This is a genomic window from Maribacter cobaltidurans (assembly GCF_002269385.1).
GTDB classification, from domain to species: domain Bacteria; phylum Bacteroidota; class Bacteroidia; order Flavobacteriales; family Flavobacteriaceae; genus Maribacter; species Maribacter cobaltidurans.
Genome location: NZ_CP022957.1, coordinates 3104896 through 3122888, shown reverse-complemented (window position 1 = coordinate 3122888; position 17993 = coordinate 3104896). Strand labels below are relative to the sequence as shown.

Here is a 17993-nt window from a genome sequence, read left to right as displayed (position 1 = left end):
AATTTTATTTATATGAGCAATCAACTTTCGGACAGGATAAACAGCCTTACACCTTCCGCTACATTAGAAATGGCTGCAAAAGCACGCGAGTTAAGGTCTGCAGGCAAGGACATTATAGGTTTAAGTTTGGGCGAACCGGACTTCAACACACCGGACTATATAAAAGATGCCGCCATTAAGGCCATCAACGAGGACTATAATGCCTATACGCCGGTTGATGGCTATGTGGAGTTAAAAAATGCCATCATCACAAAATTTAAAAGAGATAACAATCTTACTTACGAACCCTCCCAAATTGTAGTTTCAACGGGCGCTAAGCAATCTCTTTATAACGTTGCCCAGGCCATGATCAATGAGGGTGATGAAGTTATTTTACCTTGCCCGTACTGGGTTAGTTATGCCGATATTGTAAAGTTGGCAGATGGTGTTCCTGTTGAGGTTCCCACATCCCTGGAGAACGATTTCAAAATGACTCCGGAGGAGTTGGAAGCTGCTATTACACCAAAAACAAAAATGCTTTGGTACAGTTCTCCCTGTAATCCCAGTGGATCAATTTATAGTAAGGAAGAATTGAGAGGTTTGGCAGATGTACTACAAAAATATCCACAGATTATCGTGGTCAGTGACGAAATCTATGAACACATTAATTACGGTGTAACAAAACATGCCTCTATGGCCGAGTTCGAGGATATGTATGATCGAACAGTTACCGTAAACGGAGTTGCAAAGGCTTTTGCCATGACCGGATGGAGAATTGGATATATTGGTGCACCTTCCTACATTGCCAGGGCCTGTAACAAGTTACAGGGACAGGTAACAAGCGGGGCAAACTGTATTGCACAGAGAGCGGTAATCACCGCCTTGGAAGAATCCCCTGACCGTATTCAGTATATGGTGGATGAATTCAAGAAACGTAGAAAATTGATTTTGGACCTTTTAAATGGTATCCCAGGATTTAAATGCAACGAACCGGAGGGAGCCTTCTATGTATATCCCGATGTAACCGCGTATTTTGGGAAAACGTTGAACGGTATCAAAATCAACAATGCTTCCGATTTCGCTATGTACTTATTGGAACATGCCAATGTAGCTACGGTTACGGGTGATGCGTTTGGTAATGGAAATTGTATTCGGATTTCATATGCGGCTTCGGTCAAGGAGATTGAGGAAGCTATATTCAGAATTAAAAAATCGCTTTCCTAATTTGAGATTTTGAAATATTATTTGAAGAGCCCTTTCATGTTAAGGGCTTTTTTGTTTTAAATGAATTTCCCACTTACAACCATATTATGTTCTTTTCCAAAAATAGGGATTCAACAATATAAGGACAGTGAAAAGCTCCAACCTTCCGGCCAACATCAAAAACCCACACCACCATTTGGCCAAATCGGGTAAACTATTAAAATTGCTTACCGGATTTAAACTACCCAATGCAGGTCCAACATTACCTAATGAGGATGCTGCTCCACCCACGGCCGACTCAAAATCGAGACCAAGCATACCCAAAACAAGTGCCCCAATAATAAAGAGCAACATGTACAGTACAAAGAAGCCTATGATGTTATAAACTATCTTCTCCTTTACTGTTTTGTTATTGTACCTAACCGGTATAATAGCGTTACTATGCAGGGTTCTTTTAAACTCCAAAAGTCCATTCTTTATTATCAAAAGATGCCTCATAATCTTTATACCCCCCGATGTGGAACCTGCAGAACCACCCATGAAAAACAATCCGAAAAAGAAAACGGTTAAAAAAGGTGTCCATTGGGTAAAGTCGGCACTTACAAATCCAGTAGTCGTAATGACCGAAATAACCTGAAATGCGGCATGCCTAAAGGAACTTTCGGCTTTCCCAAGGACCATAGGATACCCCGGAGTTTCTTCGGTAATATTGGCTTGAAAATAAATAACCCCGGCCACGACTATGGAAAATATCACAATAGCAATGGAGTAATATTTCCATTCTTCGTCCTTGAGAATTCGCTGCACCTTACCCTTAAAGGCGTAATAACTCATTACAAAATTACTACCGGCCAAAAACATAAAAACAATTATGATGTATTGAATCAAGGGTTGGTCGTTCCAATAAGCGATACTTGCGTTTTTAGTTGAAAAACCACCGGTTGACAATGTCGCCAAGGCATGGTTGATAGCATCAAAAAAAGACATACCGGCCAGTTTTAACAGAATAGTCTCAGCAACGGTATATCCCAGATATATTAACCACAAGCGCTTTGCCGTATCCGTTATTCGCGGGTGTAATTTGTCCGCACTGGGTCCAGGGGCTTCCGCAGAAAATAACTGCATTCCACCGATACCCAGCAATGGTAAAATCGCAATGGCCAATACAATGATACCCATACCACCGATCCAATGCGTAAGACTTCGCCAAAAAAGAATTCCTTCGGGCATGGACTCGATGTCATCCATTATCGATGCACCCGTTGTTGTATATCCCGAAACCGTTTCGAAAAAAGCATTTGTAATATCGGGAACCGCTCCCGAAAAAATATAGGGAAGCATCCCAGAAATAGACATGACCAACCATCCAAAGGTGACTATGATATAGCCTTCTTTTTGTTTGACCTCCTTCCTGTGTCCCCTTGTGTAGTACATGGCAAAAACACCTGCAAACATGGTTGCCACGGATGCTAGGGTTATACTGAGGGTTGCCCCATCCTCATAAATACCACTTACCAACGCGGCCAATAACATAAAGCCGCCGTTGCAAAGAAGCAACAGCCCCATTAAATGAAAAATGATTCTTGAATTTAAGCGCATGTTATAGGAACATTCGTTCTATTTTCGGAATCTGTTCTGGATGGCAACAAACAACAACCCTATCTCCCTCCTTGATCACGAATCCCCCCAGGGCTATGATTCCCTCGCCATCCCTAACCACTCCTCCAATGGTGGCGTTTTTTGGAAAGTTCAACTCCCTAATGGTAGATCCAGTTACTTTGGAATCTCTTTTCACTATAAATTCCAAGATTTCAGCATTCAAGTTGTTCAGCCTCATCAAGGCAACGACCTCACCCTTTCTAATATGCCTAAAAATATTGTTGGCAGCCAAAAGCTTTTTGTTGATTAACGTATCTATACCAATCGAATGGGATAACTGAAAATAATCCATATTTTCCACTAAGGCGATAGTTTTCTTTATATGCTTGGATTTAGCCACCAAACAGGACATTATGTTGGTTTCTGAATTACCTGTAACGGCTATGAAGGCATCCATGGATTCAAGGCTTTCCTCATCAAGTAGCTCCACATTTCTACCATCGCCATTAATTACTAGGGCATTGGGAAGGTCATCCGCCAAATCAAAAGCCTTTTCCTTATTTTTTTCAATCAATTTTACGTTGAAACGTTTTGAACATAGGTCCCTGGCCGTCTTATATCCTACCTTGCTACCGCCAAGTATCATCACGTTTTTAATATCCTCCTTCTTCTTCCCCGTTAGCTTATAGAGCTCGTCTACGCCTTCCTTTACGGTAATAAAATAAACTTGGTCCCCCTCTTTAAAATATGTATCACCGCGAGGTATAACGGTATACTGGGTGCCTAATCTTTGAAGAGCTATGGGCATAAAATGCAACTCCGGAAATACATTTGCCGCCTCCTTGACCATTTTCCCAACGAACGGCGCAGATTTTGGAAGGGACACTCCCACCATAATCAGTGCGCCTTCCTCAAATTCATAGGTATCGTTAAAGGCAGATTTGTTCAACAACAATTGAATCTCCGTAGCAGCCAACTCCTCTGGTGAAATTAGTTCGTCAATACCCAATTCCGAAAATTTCAACAATTCCTTATTATCTACAAATTCCGTATTGGAAATTCTGGCGATGGTTCTCTTACAACCCAATTGCTTTGCCAACATACAGAGGGTCAGATTGGTAGTCTCCGATGAAGTCACCCCAATAACAAGTTCAGAATCCTGCACGGAAGCATCCTTCAATATAGCAATGGAAGTAGCATCTCCCCTGAGGACCCTTATGTCCAAATGATTGTCGGCATACGCCAAACTCTCCTTATTGGTATCTATCAATGTGATATTCTGGGATTCGTACGATAGTAATTTCGCCAAATGAAATCCAACCTCACCAGCTCCGGCAATTATTATTTTCATTTAAATTCTTAAGATAGCTTTATCGGAAAATTAAAATAATTCCGATTGCCGTTCTTTGAAGGAGCAGCAGCTATGTTTTACAAGTAAGTGATTTAATGGCAACAAAATTACATAATTTTATGAGCTTTCAATTTATTTTCAAGCTTTTAAGAAGGATTTAATCGTTCATTGAGTTTATCAAAAATTCAAAGAACCTTGTTCTATATTGTATCTTTACCCAAAATTTTGCAGATGCCGAAAAAAGTTACCCCTTATAAGGACTCAAACTTGGGTAAAAAAGAGCAGGTCACCCAAATGTTCGATACCATTTCTACAGATTATGATGGCCTAAACCGTGTCATCTCCTTTGGTATCGACATTAAATGGCGTAAAAAAGTTGTTGCCCTTTTAAAGGAAGAATCTCCTGAAAGTATTTTAGATATTGCCACGGGCACTGGGGATTTGGCAATCGCCATGGTAAAAACAGGGGCAAAAAAAATTGTAGGTCTGGATATTTCTCCAGGAATGCTTTCCGTAGGTGAAAAAAAAATAAAAGAAAAAAACCTGTCACCTATTATTGAAATGGTTGTTGGTGATAGTGAAAATCTTCAATTCGAATCCAATTCCTTTGATGCCGTTACCGTTTCATTTGGTGTTCGAAACTTTGAAAATCTCGAAAAAGGCTTAGAGGAGATACTCCGTGTTTTAAGACCAGGTGGTACTTTAGTTATCTTGGAAACTTCTGTTCCTACTAAAACACCTATTAAACAAGGTTATAACCTTTACACTAAAAACGTTCTTCCATTAATTGGGAAATTATTCTCAAAAGACAATTCGGCATACGGTTATTTGAGTGAATCTGCGGCTTCCTTTCCACATGGAGAAAACTTCAACAATATTTTACGGGAAATCGGGTTTATAGATGTAGCGAACAAACCTCAAACATTTGGCGTAGCTTCTATATATGTCGCCAAAAAAGAAGGGTAGCACAAAGATTGACTGCAGTAAATGAAGAAATGGTTTTTCACATGTTTGGGAATGTTGATTTTGACCCCGGCCTTATATGGTCAATTTAACGAAAACCCCGTTTTAAATAAGGAGAACGAAGACAAGAAATTCCTAAACTTGGGCTATTTCCTGGGATTCAACCAATATGATTTTAAGTTTGATTATAAGGATGACCAGGGGTTTGATGTCAATGGCAAAGACCTCACCAATGTGCAGGTAGCCAAATCGTTGGGCTTCAATGTGGGGTTAATCGGGGAAATGCGTATCAATCAATTTCTGGACGTTAGACTGGAACCCGGTCTCCATTATACCTCCAGGTTATTAGGCTTTCCCTCTCCATTGATAGAAGATGAACGCAATAAACTTAGAGAAGTAAAATCTACCTACATAAATTTCCCCTTACTTTTAAAGGTCAGTACAAAAAGATTAGGAAATTGGAAACCATTTTTAATAGGTGGCGGATCTATGTCATTAAATTTAGGAAGTAATGAAGCAAGCTTGGATGATAATTTGTCCCGCACCTTTAGAATGACCAAATGGGTTACCAACTACGAACTGGGTTTTGGTATCGATTTTTACCTTGAGTATTTTAAATTTAGTCCTTCCATTAGAGGTGTTTTTGCCCTTACCGATGAACTTATCAGGGATAATGACCCCAACAGTCCTTGGACAGGAAACATCGACTCTATGAAATCTAGAGGAATATTTATCAATTTCACCTTTGAATAGGTTAGGGAAATTTAACTCCTTCTTTTTATTTCATTCAAAAAAATTGCTGTAGCAGTGGCTACGTTAAGACTTTCAGTGGATTTTTCTCCAAATTGAGGAATACCTACTTTATAATCACATAAATTTCCAATTATTTCGGAGATACCATTTCCCTCATTGCCCATGACAAGTACACCTTTGTTGGGAAGCTTGGACGTATGTATATTTTCACCATCCATAAAAGTACCAAAAACTGGACCTTTAGATGCTTTTAAAAATTCGGTCAAATCCAAATACTGAATGTTCACCCTGGCAATGGAACCCATGGTAGCCTGTAATACCTTGGAGTTATAGCAATCCACGGTATCATTGGAACAGATTAGGGTCTTAATTCCAAACCAGTCGCACAGCCTTATTATCGTACCCAAATTTCCAGGGTCCTGTACTCCATCCAGGGCAACGATCCATCCGTCAATATCCACTCTGGCACTAGGTCTTTTGTAGAAAACACCAAGTACACCGTTTGGATTTTTAAGGCTACTTAACTGCTTAAGTTCCTTCATGGAAATATTTTCTACTTGGGAGATTTTTGAACCGCTTAATTCTTCACCTGTAGAGAACAGTTTATACGCCTTAAACCCGGATTCCAGTAATTCCCCCACCGCCTTAGCGCCTTCCATGACAAAGAGGCCCTTTTCATTTCGGTATTTTTTTTGCTGTAGGTTTTTTATAAGTTTCAATTCACTTTTTACAACCATTCAAATGATGTATTTTTGATTTCTATGAAGACCGTAGCATGCTATAAACACTACATAGCTAAAATAAGCTTAATCTTGCTACTGGCAATATTCCATACATCATGCAATTCGCTTAAAAAAGTTGAGGATGATGAGTATTTGATTGTTAAAAACACCATTTTGGTTGATTCCGTCAAGGTTAAGGGCGAGGATGTCCATAGCCTTATTTACCAAAAAACCAACACCGCCATTTTAGGGTACCCCCTACGTCTTAATCTTTACAATCTCGCAAAGGAAAATCCAGATTCCCTTTACCAGGTTTGGCTTAACAAAAAGCCGAAAAGAAAAGAAAGACTTGTGAAACTCCTTTCCCAAAAACAAGTGGACAGACTGGGAGAATCCTTTTTGGTGAAAGGATTAAGTACATGGCTAAAGGATGTAGGTGAAGCTCCCGTTATTTTGGATACCGCACAAACAAGAAGGAGCTTGGAAAGATTAAGTGCTTTCTACAATAGCAAGGGATATTTTAACAACAGCACAACCTATGCCATAGACACGACCAATAGAAAAAAAAAGGCGGCCGTGGACTACCAAATCAATTTGGGCAAACCTTTCTATATTGATTCGCTTTCCAATGATATTTCCTCCAAGGCAATCGATTCACTCTACTTTCTTCATGCCAATGAATCACTTGTGCAAAAAGGAGAACAGTTCGATCTCAACAATTTTACGTTGGAACGAGAAAGGTTAACCACCATTTTCAGGAATGGCGGAATCCGAAATTTTCAGGAAAGCTCCATCACCTTTGATATTGAAAGGGATACCGTAAGAGCTTCTGATGACCAAAAAATGAACATAAACCTAAACATTGGGGATTTAAGAAGACGTGGGGAAAACCAAGTAACCACCTCCGAATATATCGTAGAGAAAATTAACAAAATCAACGTTTATACCAATTTTCTATCGGCAACGAACGGGGCTCCCATAGATACCGTTCATTATAAGGATTTGATTATCCACTACGCCGGAAAATTTAAAATAAAGCCGAAGACTTTGGATGATGCCATTTTCTTTGAAAAGGATAGTATATACAGGGATTTGGACAAAATAAGAAGTTCCAGACAGCTTAATAGTTTAAACATATTTAAGTATCCCAACATTATTTTTGAAGAAGATAGCGTCCAAAACTTGGTGAATACCAATATTTATTTAGCTCCAAAACCAAAGTATTCCCTAGGCACCAATTTTGAAGTAAGCAGGTCGAATTTAAGAAGGATAGGTGTAGGTATGGGTGCCTCCCTGCTAATAAGAAATATTTTTAAAGGAGCGGAAAATTTAAGCCTTTCCGCAGATGGCGCTTTTGGCCTTTTAAGTACTGAAATATTTCAGGATGATTTTTTCTCGGAAATCGGAGGTGATATTTCCCTGGACTTCCCAAGAATTTGGTTTCCCTTTATCAATACCTCAAGCATTATACCTAATTATACCCTTCCCAAAACCAGGATTGCCATAGGTACCAGTTTTCAAAAAAATATTGGTCTGGATAAACAGACCTTTAATACGATTTTGGGATACAATTGGTCTCCCAACGATTTTAAAAAGCATGCGATTGAACTACTTAACATTCAGTTCGTTAGAAACGTCAATAGGAATCGCTTTTTTAGTGTTTACCGAAATACCTATGAGCAATTGGATGCAATTGCGGATGATTATGACGGATACCAGGACCCTAACGACCCAACAGACTCCGCACAAAGTTTCCCCGAGCTGGCACCATTTTTTGAAACCGTGGAAGGAACGGAAAACCCTCGTTTATTGGTTCCGGATGACAACCCTGATACTCCCAATGGAACAACCGGATTTACGGAAGCCATATTGAACGGGACCGTTTCCCCTATTTTTTCTGATGACCTAAGACAAGTTAGTAGAATTGAGGAAAGACGGCAAAGACTTACGGAAAACAACCTCATTTTCACTACCAATTATACATTTAACAAAAACAACCGAAATGGTATTCTGGATAACAATTTCTATCAATTTAGATTCAAAATAGAAAGTGCCGGGAACCTATTGTCCGCATTTTCCAATTTGGTGCCTTTTAATGAAAACGAAAACGGGCAATTACTGGTTTTTGGTGTACCTTTTTCCCAGTACATTAAAACCGAGTTCGATTATGTAAAGTATTGGGACCTCTCCCGTTCTAACGTTCTCGCCGCAAGAGTTTTTTTTGGTATAGCCATACCGTACGGCAACTCCAACAACATACCATTTGTGCGGAGTTACTTTGCCGGTGGTTCCAATGACAATAGAGCTTGGTTTCCATATTCTTTGGGGCCCGGAAGCACTTCTGCATTGAATGACTTTAACGAAGCGAATTTAAAATTGGCGTTGAATCTGGAATATCGTTTTCCTTTGTTCGGCGATTTGAACGGGGCCGTATTTGCGGATGCCGGCAATATTTGGAATGTGTTTGATGATGTGGAAAACAAGGATGCCACTTTTAACGGTTTTGAATCGTTAAAGGATATCGCCTTGGGATCAGGCCTTGGCCTACGATATGATTTTACCTACTTTTTATTCCGATTGGACCTTGGTTTTAAAACCTACAATCCGGCAGAAATCCCCTCCAAAAGATGGTTCAGGGACTACAATTTTGCAAATTCTGTATTGCAAATAGGCATAAACTATCCCTTCTAAGTTTAATTGTTTTATTACTTTTGTTGCACAATTTTAGAAACTAAAAACACCAATAAGGATTATGGCTCATAATATTAAACCAGGAGTAGCTACCGGAGATCAGGTACAGGAAATTTTCAAGTATGCAAAAGAAAAAGGTTTTGCGTTACCGGCCGTTAACGTAATAGGTTCAAACACTATTAACGGTGTACTTGAAACTGCCGCAAGCTTAAACGCTCCTGTCATCATTCAATTTTCAAATGGAGGTGCACAGTTCAATGCAGGAAAAGGACTTTCCAACGAAGGCCAAAATGCCGCTATAAAGGGTGCTGTTGCGGGAGCCAAACATGTACACCAGTTAGCCGAAGCATATGGTGCAACGGTAATCCTACATACGGACCACTGCGCCAAAAAATTACTTCCTTGGATAGACGGATTATTGGATGCAAGTGAAAAACATTACGCAGAAACTGGAAAATCTTTGTTCAGCTCCCATATGATTGACTTGTCCGAAGAGTCCTTGGAAGAAAATATTGAAATCTGCAAAGGTTATTTGGAGCGAATGAGCAAAATGGAGATGACCTTGGAAATTGAATTGGGTATCACGGGAGGTGAAGAGGATGGTGTGGACAATTCCGGTGTAGACGATTCAAAACTATACACGCAACCAGAAGAAGTGGCCTACGCTTACGAGGAGCTTTCCAAGGTTAGCCATAGATTTACAATTGCCGCTGCCTTTGGAAATGTGCATGGGGTATACAAACCGGGTAATGTAAAACTGACTCCAAAAATTCTAAAGAACTCTCAAGAGTATATTTCTGAAAAATACGGTGTAGGTCATAATCATATAGACTTTGTTTTCCATGGAGGGTCAGGTTCATCCGTTGAAGAAATTAGGGAAGGAATAAGTTATGGAGTTATTAAAATGAACATTGATACAGACCTGCAATATGCCTTCTTGGCAGGGGTTCGTGATTATGTACAGGATAATAAAGACTATTTGCAGTCACAAATAGGAAACCCCAAAGGTGCTGACGAACCGAACAAAAAATTCTATGATCCTAGAGTGTGGTTAAGACATGGTGAAATTACCTTTGTTGAGCGTCTAAAGCAAGCCTTTGAAGACTTGAACAACGTAAATACGCTGTAATTTTTGAGATAAATTTTAAATGGAAGACATGACGGCTTGGTTTAAAAGAAAGGAAAAAGGAATCCAGACTTCAACAGAGGAAAAAAAAGACACCCCTAAGGGCTTATGGTATAAGTCCCCCACAGGTAAAATCGTAGAATCGGAAGACCTCGCCAAAAACTTTTATGTAAGTCCGGAGGATGATTATCACGTCCGCATAGGAAGTAAGGAATATTTTAAAATCCTATTTGACAACAATAAATTTACGGAATTGGATTCCAAGCTTTCTTCCAAAGACCCTTTAAAGTTCGAGGATACAAAAAAATACGGGGACCGACTTAAGGCCGCCCAGAAAAAGACCGGTCTAACGGATGCCGTACGTACCGGCTTTGGAAAATCCATGGGAAAGGATATCGTTATTTGCTGTATGGATTTTGCCTTTATTGGAGGGTCCATGGGTAGTGTTGTGGGTGAAAAGATTGCAAGGGGAATCGACTATGCCATTAAGAAAAAAGTGCCTTTTGTGATGATTTCCAAATCTGGAGGTGCCAGAATGATGGAAGCGGCACTGTCCCTAATGCAGTTGGCCAAGACCTCGGCAAAATTGGCACAATTGGCCGATGCAGGTTTACCTTACATTTCGCTGTGCACCGACCCTACTACAGGGGGAACCACAGCTTCGTATGCTATGTTGGGCGATATCAATATTGCTGAGCCTGGAGCCTTGATTGGTTTTGCGGGACCTAGGGTGGTAAAGGACACCACTGGTAAAGAACTGCCAGATGGCTTCCAATCCTCTGAATTTTTGCTGGAACATGGCTTTTTGGATTTTATCTCGCATAGAAAAGACTTAAAAAAGAACATAAATCTCTATTTAGACCTTATCCAGAACAATCCGATACGTAAAAAAGAGGCATCTGCTTAAATCAAAAAAGTTTCTTGGGATTCCAAAAAAAGATATATCTTTGCGCCCTGATTGAAAAACAATCGGATACATAAAAATCATTTAACATAATATTGGAATGTATTTAACCAAAGAAATAAAAGCCGACATCTTTAAGAAGCATGGCGGAAAAGCGGAGAACACAGGTTCTACCGAAGGACAGATTGCGCTGTTCACACACCGTATCAATCATTTGACCGGTCACCTTAAACAAAATCACAAAGATTATAACACAGAAAGATCTTTGGTGAAATTGGTAGGTAAGCGCAGAAGTTTATTGGATTATCTTAAAAAGAAAGATATTGTAAAATACAGGGAGCTGATCAAAGAGCTTGGTATTAGAAAATAAATTAAAAAAAGGGGATGGTTAGCCATCCCCTTTTTTCAAAAATATGCTCCAAGTCTAAGGAGTAAAAATAGACACACACAAAAAGCTACACACAGTTTTTCATTGGTCCACACAACAACACAACAATACCGACCATAAAAATGGCGGTTAGACCATTGTTTAACAAACCTGAAAGCATCAGGTTTTAATCAAATTTTATGATTCCAAAAGTATTTAGAGAGGTCATTGACCTTGGTGACGGTAGGGAGATTTCTATCGAAACCGGAAAATTGGCAAAACAGGCCCATGGTTCTGTTGTTGTTCAATCTGGAAAATGTATGCTGTTATGTACAGTCGTTTCCAATTACAAACAAAGTGATGTGGACTTTCTTCCACTTACAGTAGATTACCGTGAAAAATTTGCCGCTGCGGGGCGTTACCCAGGTGGATTTTTCAAAAGGGAGGCACGCCCAAGTGATGGTGAAGTATTGACCATGCGCTTGGTAGACCGTGTATTGCGACCATTGTTCCCAAAAGATTATCATTCCGAAACGCAGGTTATGATACAATTAATGTCGCATGACGAAAATGTTATGCCAGACGCGATGGCAGGTTTGGCGGCGTCTGCTGCCATTCAATTGTCGGACTTTCCATTTGAGTGCCCCATTTCAGAAGTAAGGGTAGGTCGAGTGAATGGAGAATTTATTATCAATCCATCATTTGCCCAATTGGAAGAATCCGATATCGATATGGTTATCGGTGCATCGGCAGACTCCGTGATGATGGTAGAGGGAGAAATGGATGAAATTTCCGAGGAGGAAATGACAGAAGCCATCAAATTCGCTCACGAAGCCATCAAGGTTCAATGTGCCGCTCAAGTAAGATTGGCCGAAGCATTCGGAAAAAAAGAAGTTCGTGAATACGAGCCAGAAAGAGAAGATGAGGATTTAGCCAAAAAAGTTCATGATCTTGCCTATGACAAGGTATATGAAATTGCCAAGGCCGGTTCTGCCAAACATGAAAGAAGTGCCGCTTTTGATGCTATTAAGGAAGAGGTAATTGCTTCCTTCAGCGATGAGGAGCAGGAAGAATTTGGTGGATTGATATCCAAATATTTTTACAAAGCGGAAAAAGCTGCCGTTCGTGATCTTACCTTGAACGAAGGCTTACGATTGGATGGAAGAAAAACGAACGAAATTCGTCCTATTTGGTGTGAAGTAGATTACTTACCATCTACCCATGGTTCGGCAATTTTTACCCGTGGAGAAACACAGGCATTGGCTACGGTAACTTTGGGTACTTCAAGAGACGCCAATCAAATAGATATGCCATCCCAGGAAGGTGAGGAAAGATTTTACCTTCACTATAATTTCCCTCCTTTTTCAACAGGGGAAGCCAGACCCATTCGTGGAACTTCCAGAAGGGAAGTTGGTCATGGTAATTTAGCCCAAAGAGCTTTAAAAGGAATGGTACCAGAGGATTGTCCATATACAGTTAGGGTCGTATCCGAAGTATTAGAATCCAACGGATCTTCTTCCATGGCTACCGTTTGTTCGGGAACTATGGCACTTATGGATGCCGGTGTTCAATTAAAAAAACCGGTTTCCGGTATTGCTATGGGATTGATTACCGATACAGAATCCGGTAAATATGCCGTGCTTTCTGATATTTTGGGAGATGAGGACCACTTGGGTGATATGGACTTTAAGGTAACAGGAACCGCCGATGGTATAACAGCATGCCAAATGGACATTAAAGTTAAAGGATTATCCTATGAAATTTTGGTGAAAGCTCTGAAACAAGCAAGAGATGGCCGTCTTCATATTTTGGAAAAATTGACGGACACTATCTCCGCCCCAAATGCGGACGTGAAAGCACATGCTCCAAAAATGGTTACCCGTATTATTCCAAACGAATTTATAGGTGCCTTGATTGGACCAGGTGGAAAGGTGATACAAGAACTTCAAAAGGAGACCAAGACAACAATTGTTATCAACGAAGATCCGGTAACGGAAGAAGGTATCGTAGAAATCTTAGGTACAGACCAAGCAGGAATCGATGCTGTTTTGGCTAAAATAGATTCGTTGATGTTCAAACCGGAAGTAGGTAGCGTTTACGAGGTAAAAGTGATAAAAATGCTTGACTTCGGTGCTGTGGTGGAATACACCGAGGCCCCTGGCAATGAGGTATTGCTTCACGTTTCCGAATTGGCTTGGGAACGTACAGAGAATGTATCCGATGTAGTGAACATGGGTGATGTTTTTGATGTCAAATATTTTGGAATAGACTCCAGAACAAGAAAGGATAAAGTTTCCCGTAAGGCTCTTTTACCTAAACCGGAAGGTTTTAAGGAAAGACCTCCACGCGATAACAATCGCAGGGATGACCGTCGTGGAAACGATAGAAATCGTGATCGCGATAGAAAACCAAGAAGGGATTAAGTTCAATTCTTATTAATTTACATAGCCCCGGCCATTAGCTGGGGCTTTTTTGATTCGTTTTATCGATTAATTGAACTTTTTTATACCCAATTGTAACATTCCATGAAAATTTACGTATAAGTATATGCAGTCTATGCAAATTGAACTTAATTTTTATTCATGAGACAGCTTAAGATTACAAAACAGGTCACCAATAGGGAGACCGCATCCTTGGACAAGTACTTGCAAGAAATTGGAAAAGTAGACTTGATTACCGCTGATGAAGAAGTAGAGTTGGCACAACGCATCAAGGCAGGCGACCAGATCGCTCTTGAAAAACTAACAAAGGCCAACCTTAGATTCGTGGTATCCGTTGCTAAGCAGTACCAAAACCAAGGTCTTACTTTACCGGATTTGATTAACGAGGGAAACCTTGGTCTGATCAAAGCTGCACAGCGTTTTGACGAAACGCGGGGATTTAAGTTTATCTCCTACGCCGTATGGTGGATCCGTCAATCTATATTACAGGCATTGGCAGAACAGTCTCGAATTGTTCGCTTGCCATTGAACAAAATTGGATCTATTAACAAGATCAACAAAACCTTTGCTTTCTTGGAGCAGGCACACGAACGTATTCCATCCGCAGAGGAAATTGCCAAGGAATTGGATATGACCGTTGAGGACGTAAAACAATCCTTGAAAAACTCCGGTCGCCACGTATCTATGGATGCACCTTTGATCGATGGTGAAGATTCCAACCTTTACGATGTATTGCGTAGTGGCGAGTCTCCAAACCCAGATAAGGAATTGTTACACGAATCCTTACGTACTGAAATAGAGCGTGCCCTTGAAACACTTACCCCAAGAGAGGCAGATGTCATTAGATTGTATTTTGGACTTGCGGGTCAACATTCCATGACTTTAGAGGAAATAGGAGAAACTTTTGACCTGACTAGGGAAAGGGTAAGACAAATTAAGGAAAAAGCCATTCGTAGGCTAAAACATACATCTAGAAGTAAGATACTAAAGACATATCTAGGCTAACTAGAAAAATTACACGTTAAAGATTCCCTAAATTGGAAATTTGGCATATAAGTTGTAATTTTAAGGTTACAAACAGTTTATCATGACTGTTCGTTTTTTGATTGATGAATAAACTCCGGCTGATTACCGGAGTTTTTTCATTTTATACTTTCCATAAAATTTCCATAAAACAGACATTTCATTGTATTAGCGATTTGAATAACTTTCTTATATTGACATGAAGTACAACACTTATGAAGTTATTTTCAATTCTTCTAATTTCAACTGTATTGATTATTTCCTGTAATCCAAAAATCGATTTAAAAAACTACGACGCCTACCCCACTGCCTACAACGTAAACCTTTGGCCCCACTATACAAAGGACGCTACCGATTTCAAATTATGGGCACCAACGGCTGAAGAGGTAAAACTAAATTTATACTCCACGGGCAACGACGCGGATCTATTGGAAACCCATCAACTAACTCACAATAAAAACGGTGTTTGGAACATTAAAATTAAAGGTGATTTAAATGGCACCTATTACACGTTTCAAGTAAAAATTGGAAAAACTTGGCTAAACGAAACCCCCGGTATTTACGCCAAGGCCGTTGGGGTAAATGGAAATAAGGCCATGGTCTTGGATATGAAAACCACAAACCCTTTAGGTTGGGAAAATGACGAAGGGCCCACCTTGGAGACACCTAATAAGGCAATAATCTATGAATTGCATGTAAGGGACATGACCATTCATCCTCAATCTGGAGTTAAACATAAGGGGAAATTTTTGTGCTTGGTAGAGCAAGGCGCCAAAGGTCCAGAGGGTATCAAAAAAGGTATAGACCATTTAAAAGACCTAGGTATCACCCACGTACATTTGCTACCCTCCTTTGACCATTATTCCATTGACGAAACAAATTTGGATACTCCCCAATTTAATTGGGGATATGACCCTAAAAATTACAATGTACCGGAAGGTTCTTATTCGACCGATCCTTATAATGCCGAAGTGAGAATAAAGGAATTCAAACAAATGGTAAAATCCTTTCACGATAATGGTATTGGGGTGATTCTCGATGTGGTTTATAACCATACCGGTAAAACGGAGGAATCACTTTTTAATCAGGAAGTACCAGGATATTATTATCGGCATAACGAAGATGGCAGCTATTCCGATGCGGCCGCCTGTGGCAACGAAACGGCATCGGAAAGGTCTATGATGAGAAAGTTTATGCTGGAATCGCTTTTATATTGGACCCAGGAATATCATATAGACGGATTTCGATTCGATCTAATGGGTATCCACGATGTGGATACCATGAACGAGATTGCCCAAGAAATCAAAAAAGTCAATCCCGATGCCCTATTATATGGTGAAGGTTGGACAGCAAAAGACTCTCCTCTGCCGGAGGAAAAAAGAGCTTTGAAAAAGCATATGCAGCAACTTCAACAAATTGCAGCGTTCAGTGACGATATTAGGGACGGACTAAAAGGTTCCGTTTTTGATGATATGGATACCGGGTTCGTAAGCGGTGCTAGGGGTAAGGAAGAATCTATCAAATTCGGGGTTATTGGTGGCATTCAACATTCTCAAATCAACTATGACAGTATAAATTATTCCAAGGCGCCTTGGGCCAAAGAACCTTGGCAATCCATTTCCTATACTTCTTGCCATGATAATCATACGTTGTTCGACAAATTGATGATTTCAAAACCAGATTCCAGCGAGGAAGAAATAAAAGCCATGCATAAACTCGCCAATGCCATTGTATTAACTTCCCAAGGCATTCCATTCCTACATGCAGGCGTGGAGTTTTTAAGGTCTAAAAATGGAGAACATAACTCATATAATCTTCCGGATAGTGTTAATCAAATTGACTGGAACCAAAAAGTAAAAAACATGGATGTTTTTAACTATTACAAAAATCTGATATCCCTAAGAAAAAAGCACCCAGCATTCTCCATATCGAATGGCAATGAGGTTCAAGAACATCTAAAATTTCAAACCGTAAAAAATGGGGTTATTTCATTTAGTTTGGACAATAATGCCAACGATGATTCTTGGAAGGAAATTTTAGTCATTTACAATGCAAACCAATATCCTTACAGATATACATTTAAGGACACATATCACCTATCCGTTTTTAAGGATGATTTTGACTTTGAAGGTCAAAAAATAATCAAGGATTTTATAGACGTCCCAGCTATTTCCATGGCAATAGCTTTTAAAAAGTAAAGTAAGTGACTCAGAAAAATAATCCCCTTCACAGCGTAAAATTGGTTACAATCTTGGAACACCTTACCCAAGTGTACACATGGGAAGAATTGTCAACTGAAATAAACATCAATTGTTTTAATAACGATCCTTCTATTAAATCCAGTTTAAAGTTTCTTAGAAGAACGCCTTGGGCTAGAAAAAAAGTTGAAAACCTCTATTTAAAAAGCTTGAGTTAAACATGGCACTTCATATTGTTCTTATTGAGCCCGAAATCCATACCAATACTGGAAATATAGGAAGACTTGCCTTGGCTACTGGCTGTAAACTTCACTTGGTTAAACCCTACGGGTTTGAAATTACCGATAAACGATTGAAAAGGGCCGGCCTTGATTATTGGCAGCATCTCGATATACAAGAGTATGAAAATCAGAAGGAATTTTTTGAATCGCATAAAGAGGAAAAAATGATGTTTTTTTCCTCCCACGGTTCAAAAGACTATTGGGATGCGGTTTACACAGAAAATACATTTCTCATTTTTGGTAAGGAATCTAGTGGGCTTTCCAATGAAATTTTGGAAAAACATACGCATGAAATTTTCAAAATCCCACTTTATAGTCCTCATGTAAGGAGCTTAAATTTAGCAAATGCAGTTGCCATTACGGTATATGAAGGTCTAAGACAATTACATTAA

General features: G+C 39.7%; 15 protein-coding genes. 12 read left to right on the top strand and 3 right to left on the bottom strand.

Features of this window, described 5'->3' with window-relative positions; translation table 11 throughout:
* Nucleotides 1-12 precede the first annotated feature (12 nt).
* The gene (locus CJ263_RS13765) at nucleotides 13-1203 is read left to right on the top strand and encodes a pyridoxal phosphate-dependent aminotransferase (RefSeq protein ID WP_094997803.1); all 1191 of its coding nucleotides are present in this window, start codon (nucleotides 13-15) and stop codon (nucleotides 1201-1203) included.
* An 84-nt stretch (nucleotides 1204-1287) separates the two neighbouring features.
* Here the strand turns inward: CJ263_RS13765 and CJ263_RS13760 are convergent, their stop codons facing one another.
* Entirely contained in the window at nucleotides 1288-2781 is a 1494-nt protein-coding gene (locus tag CJ263_RS13760; protein WP_094997802.1) for a TrkH family potassium uptake protein, read from the bottom strand.
* Nucleotide 2782: 1 nt separating this feature from the next.
* A complete protein-coding gene (gene trkA / locus CJ263_RS13755) occupies nucleotides 2783-4132 on the bottom strand; it encodes a Trk system potassium transporter TrkA (RefSeq protein ID WP_094997801.1) in 1350 nt (449 codons plus the stop codon).
* Between the two features lie 231 nt (nucleotides 4133-4363).
* Between trkA and ubiE the strand changes: the two genes are divergently transcribed.
* Nucleotides 4364-5098 (top strand): bifunctional demethylmenaquinone methyltransferase/2-methoxy-6-polyprenyl-1,4-benzoquinol methylase UbiE, encoded by a 735-nt coding sequence (ubiE, locus tag CJ263_RS13750; protein WP_094999256.1) that lies wholly within the window; start codon nucleotides 4364-4366, stop codon nucleotides 5096-5098.
* Nucleotides 5099-5119: 21 nt separating this feature from the next.
* Entirely contained in the window at nucleotides 5120-5848 is a 729-nt protein-coding gene (gene porT, locus CJ263_RS13745; RefSeq protein ID WP_094997800.1) for a type IX secretion/gliding motility protein PorT/SprT, read from the top strand.
* 11 nt (nucleotides 5849-5859) lie between these two features.
* Here the strand turns inward: porT and CJ263_RS13740 are convergent, their stop codons facing one another.
* Nucleotides 5860-6585 carry a TrmH family RNA methyltransferase gene (locus tag CJ263_RS13740; RefSeq protein ID WP_094997799.1) on the bottom strand — a complete coding sequence of 242 codons (726 nt, stop codon included), beginning with the start codon at nucleotides 6583-6585 and terminating at the stop codon, nucleotides 5860-5862.
* Nucleotides 6586-6660: 75 nt separating this feature from the next.
* On the opposite strand from CJ263_RS13740, the gene tamL reads away from it, so the two are divergent.
* From tamL to CJ263_RS13695, 9 genes are all read left to right on the top strand, one after another.
* Entirely contained in the window at nucleotides 6661-9261 is a 2601-nt protein-coding gene (gene tamL / locus CJ263_RS13735; RefSeq protein ID WP_308423237.1) for a translocation and assembly module lipoprotein TamL, read from the top strand.
* Nucleotides 9262-9322: 61 nt separating this feature from the next.
* Nucleotides 9323-10390, top strand: a complete 1068-nt coding sequence (gene fbaA / locus CJ263_RS13730) for a class II fructose-bisphosphate aldolase (RefSeq protein WP_094997797.1) — start codon at nucleotides 9323-9325, stop codon at nucleotides 10388-10390.
* Nucleotides 10391-10418: 28 nt separating this feature from the next.
* Nucleotides 10419-11294, top strand: coding sequence for an acetyl-CoA carboxylase, carboxyltransferase subunit beta (gene accD / locus CJ263_RS13725; protein ID WP_094999255.1), 876 nt, complete (start codon nucleotides 10419-10421; stop codon nucleotides 11292-11294).
* A gap of 97 nt (nucleotides 11295-11391) precedes the next feature.
* Nucleotides 11392-11661, top strand: a complete 270-nt coding sequence (gene rpsO / locus CJ263_RS13720) for a 30S ribosomal protein S15 (protein WP_094997796.1) — start codon at nucleotides 11392-11394, stop codon at nucleotides 11659-11661.
* Between the two features lie 197 nt (nucleotides 11662-11858).
* Entirely contained in the window at nucleotides 11859-14081 is a 2223-nt protein-coding gene (locus CJ263_RS13715) for a polyribonucleotide nucleotidyltransferase (RefSeq protein WP_094997795.1), read from the top strand.
* Between the two features lie 159 nt (nucleotides 14082-14240).
* Nucleotides 14241-15104: a sigma-70 family RNA polymerase sigma factor gene (locus tag CJ263_RS13710; protein ID WP_094997794.1), complete on the top strand. Its 864-nt coding sequence runs from the start codon at nucleotides 14241-14243 to the stop codon at nucleotides 15102-15104.
* Nucleotides 15105-15337: 233 nt separating this feature from the next.
* Nucleotides 15338-17320: a type I pullulanase gene (gene pulA, locus CJ263_RS13705; protein ID WP_094997793.1), complete on the top strand. Its 1983-nt coding sequence runs from the start codon at nucleotides 15338-15340 to the stop codon at nucleotides 17318-17320.
* Nucleotides 17321-17325: 5 nt separating this feature from the next.
* Nucleotides 17326-17538, top strand: coding sequence for a VF530 family protein (locus CJ263_RS13700; protein ID WP_094997792.1), 213 nt, complete (start codon nucleotides 17326-17328; stop codon nucleotides 17536-17538).
* A 2-nt stretch (nucleotides 17539-17540) separates the two neighbouring features.
* Nucleotides 17541-17993 carry a tRNA (cytidine(34)-2'-O)-methyltransferase gene (locus tag CJ263_RS13695; protein ID WP_094997791.1) on the top strand — a complete coding sequence of 151 codons (453 nt, stop codon included), beginning with the start codon at nucleotides 17541-17543 and terminating at the stop codon, nucleotides 17991-17993.

Bases quoted from the DNA above. Each gene is read 5' to 3' on its own strand.
- trkA (WP_094997801.1), bottom strand. From the start codon at position 4,132: ATGAAAATAATAATTGCCGGAGCTGGTGAGGTTGGATTTCATTTGGCG.
- rpsO (WP_094997796.1), top strand. From the start codon at position 11,392: ATGTATTTAACCAAAGAAATAAAAGCCGACATCTTTAAGAAGCATGGC.
- accD (WP_094999255.1), top strand. From the start codon at position 10,419: ATGACGGCTTGGTTTAAAAGAAAGGAAAAAGGAATCCAGACTTCAACA.
- ubiE (WP_094999256.1), top strand. From the start codon at position 4,364: ATGCCGAAAAAAGTTACCCCTTATAAGGACTCAAACTTGGGTAAAAAA.
- pulA (WP_094997793.1), top strand. From the start codon at position 15,338: ATGAAGTTATTTTCAATTCTTCTAATTTCAACTGTATTGATTATTTCC.
- fbaA (WP_094997797.1), top strand. From the start codon at position 9,323: ATGGCTCATAATATTAAACCAGGAGTAGCTACCGGAGATCAGGTACAG.
- CJ263_RS13765 (WP_094997803.1), top strand. From the start codon at position 13: ATGAGCAATCAACTTTCGGACAGGATAAACAGCCTTACACCTTCCGCT.
- CJ263_RS13710 (WP_094997794.1), top strand. From the start codon at position 14,241: ATGAGACAGCTTAAGATTACAAAACAGGTCACCAATAGGGAGACCGCA.
- CJ263_RS13760 (WP_094997802.1), bottom strand. From the start codon at position 2,781: ATGCGCTTAAATTCAAGAATCATTTTTCATTTAATGGGGCTGTTGCTT.
- porT (WP_094997800.1), top strand. From the start codon at position 5,120: ATGAAGAAATGGTTTTTCACATGTTTGGGAATGTTGATTTTGACCCCG.
- CJ263_RS13715 (WP_094997795.1), top strand. From the start codon at position 11,859: ATGATTCCAAAAGTATTTAGAGAGGTCATTGACCTTGGTGACGGTAGG.
- CJ263_RS13740 (WP_094997799.1), bottom strand. From the start codon at position 6,585: ATGGTTGTAAAAAGTGAATTGAAACTTATAAAAAACCTACAGCAAAAA.
- CJ263_RS13695 (WP_094997791.1), top strand. From the start codon at position 17,541: ATGGCACTTCATATTGTTCTTATTGAGCCCGAAATCCATACCAATACT.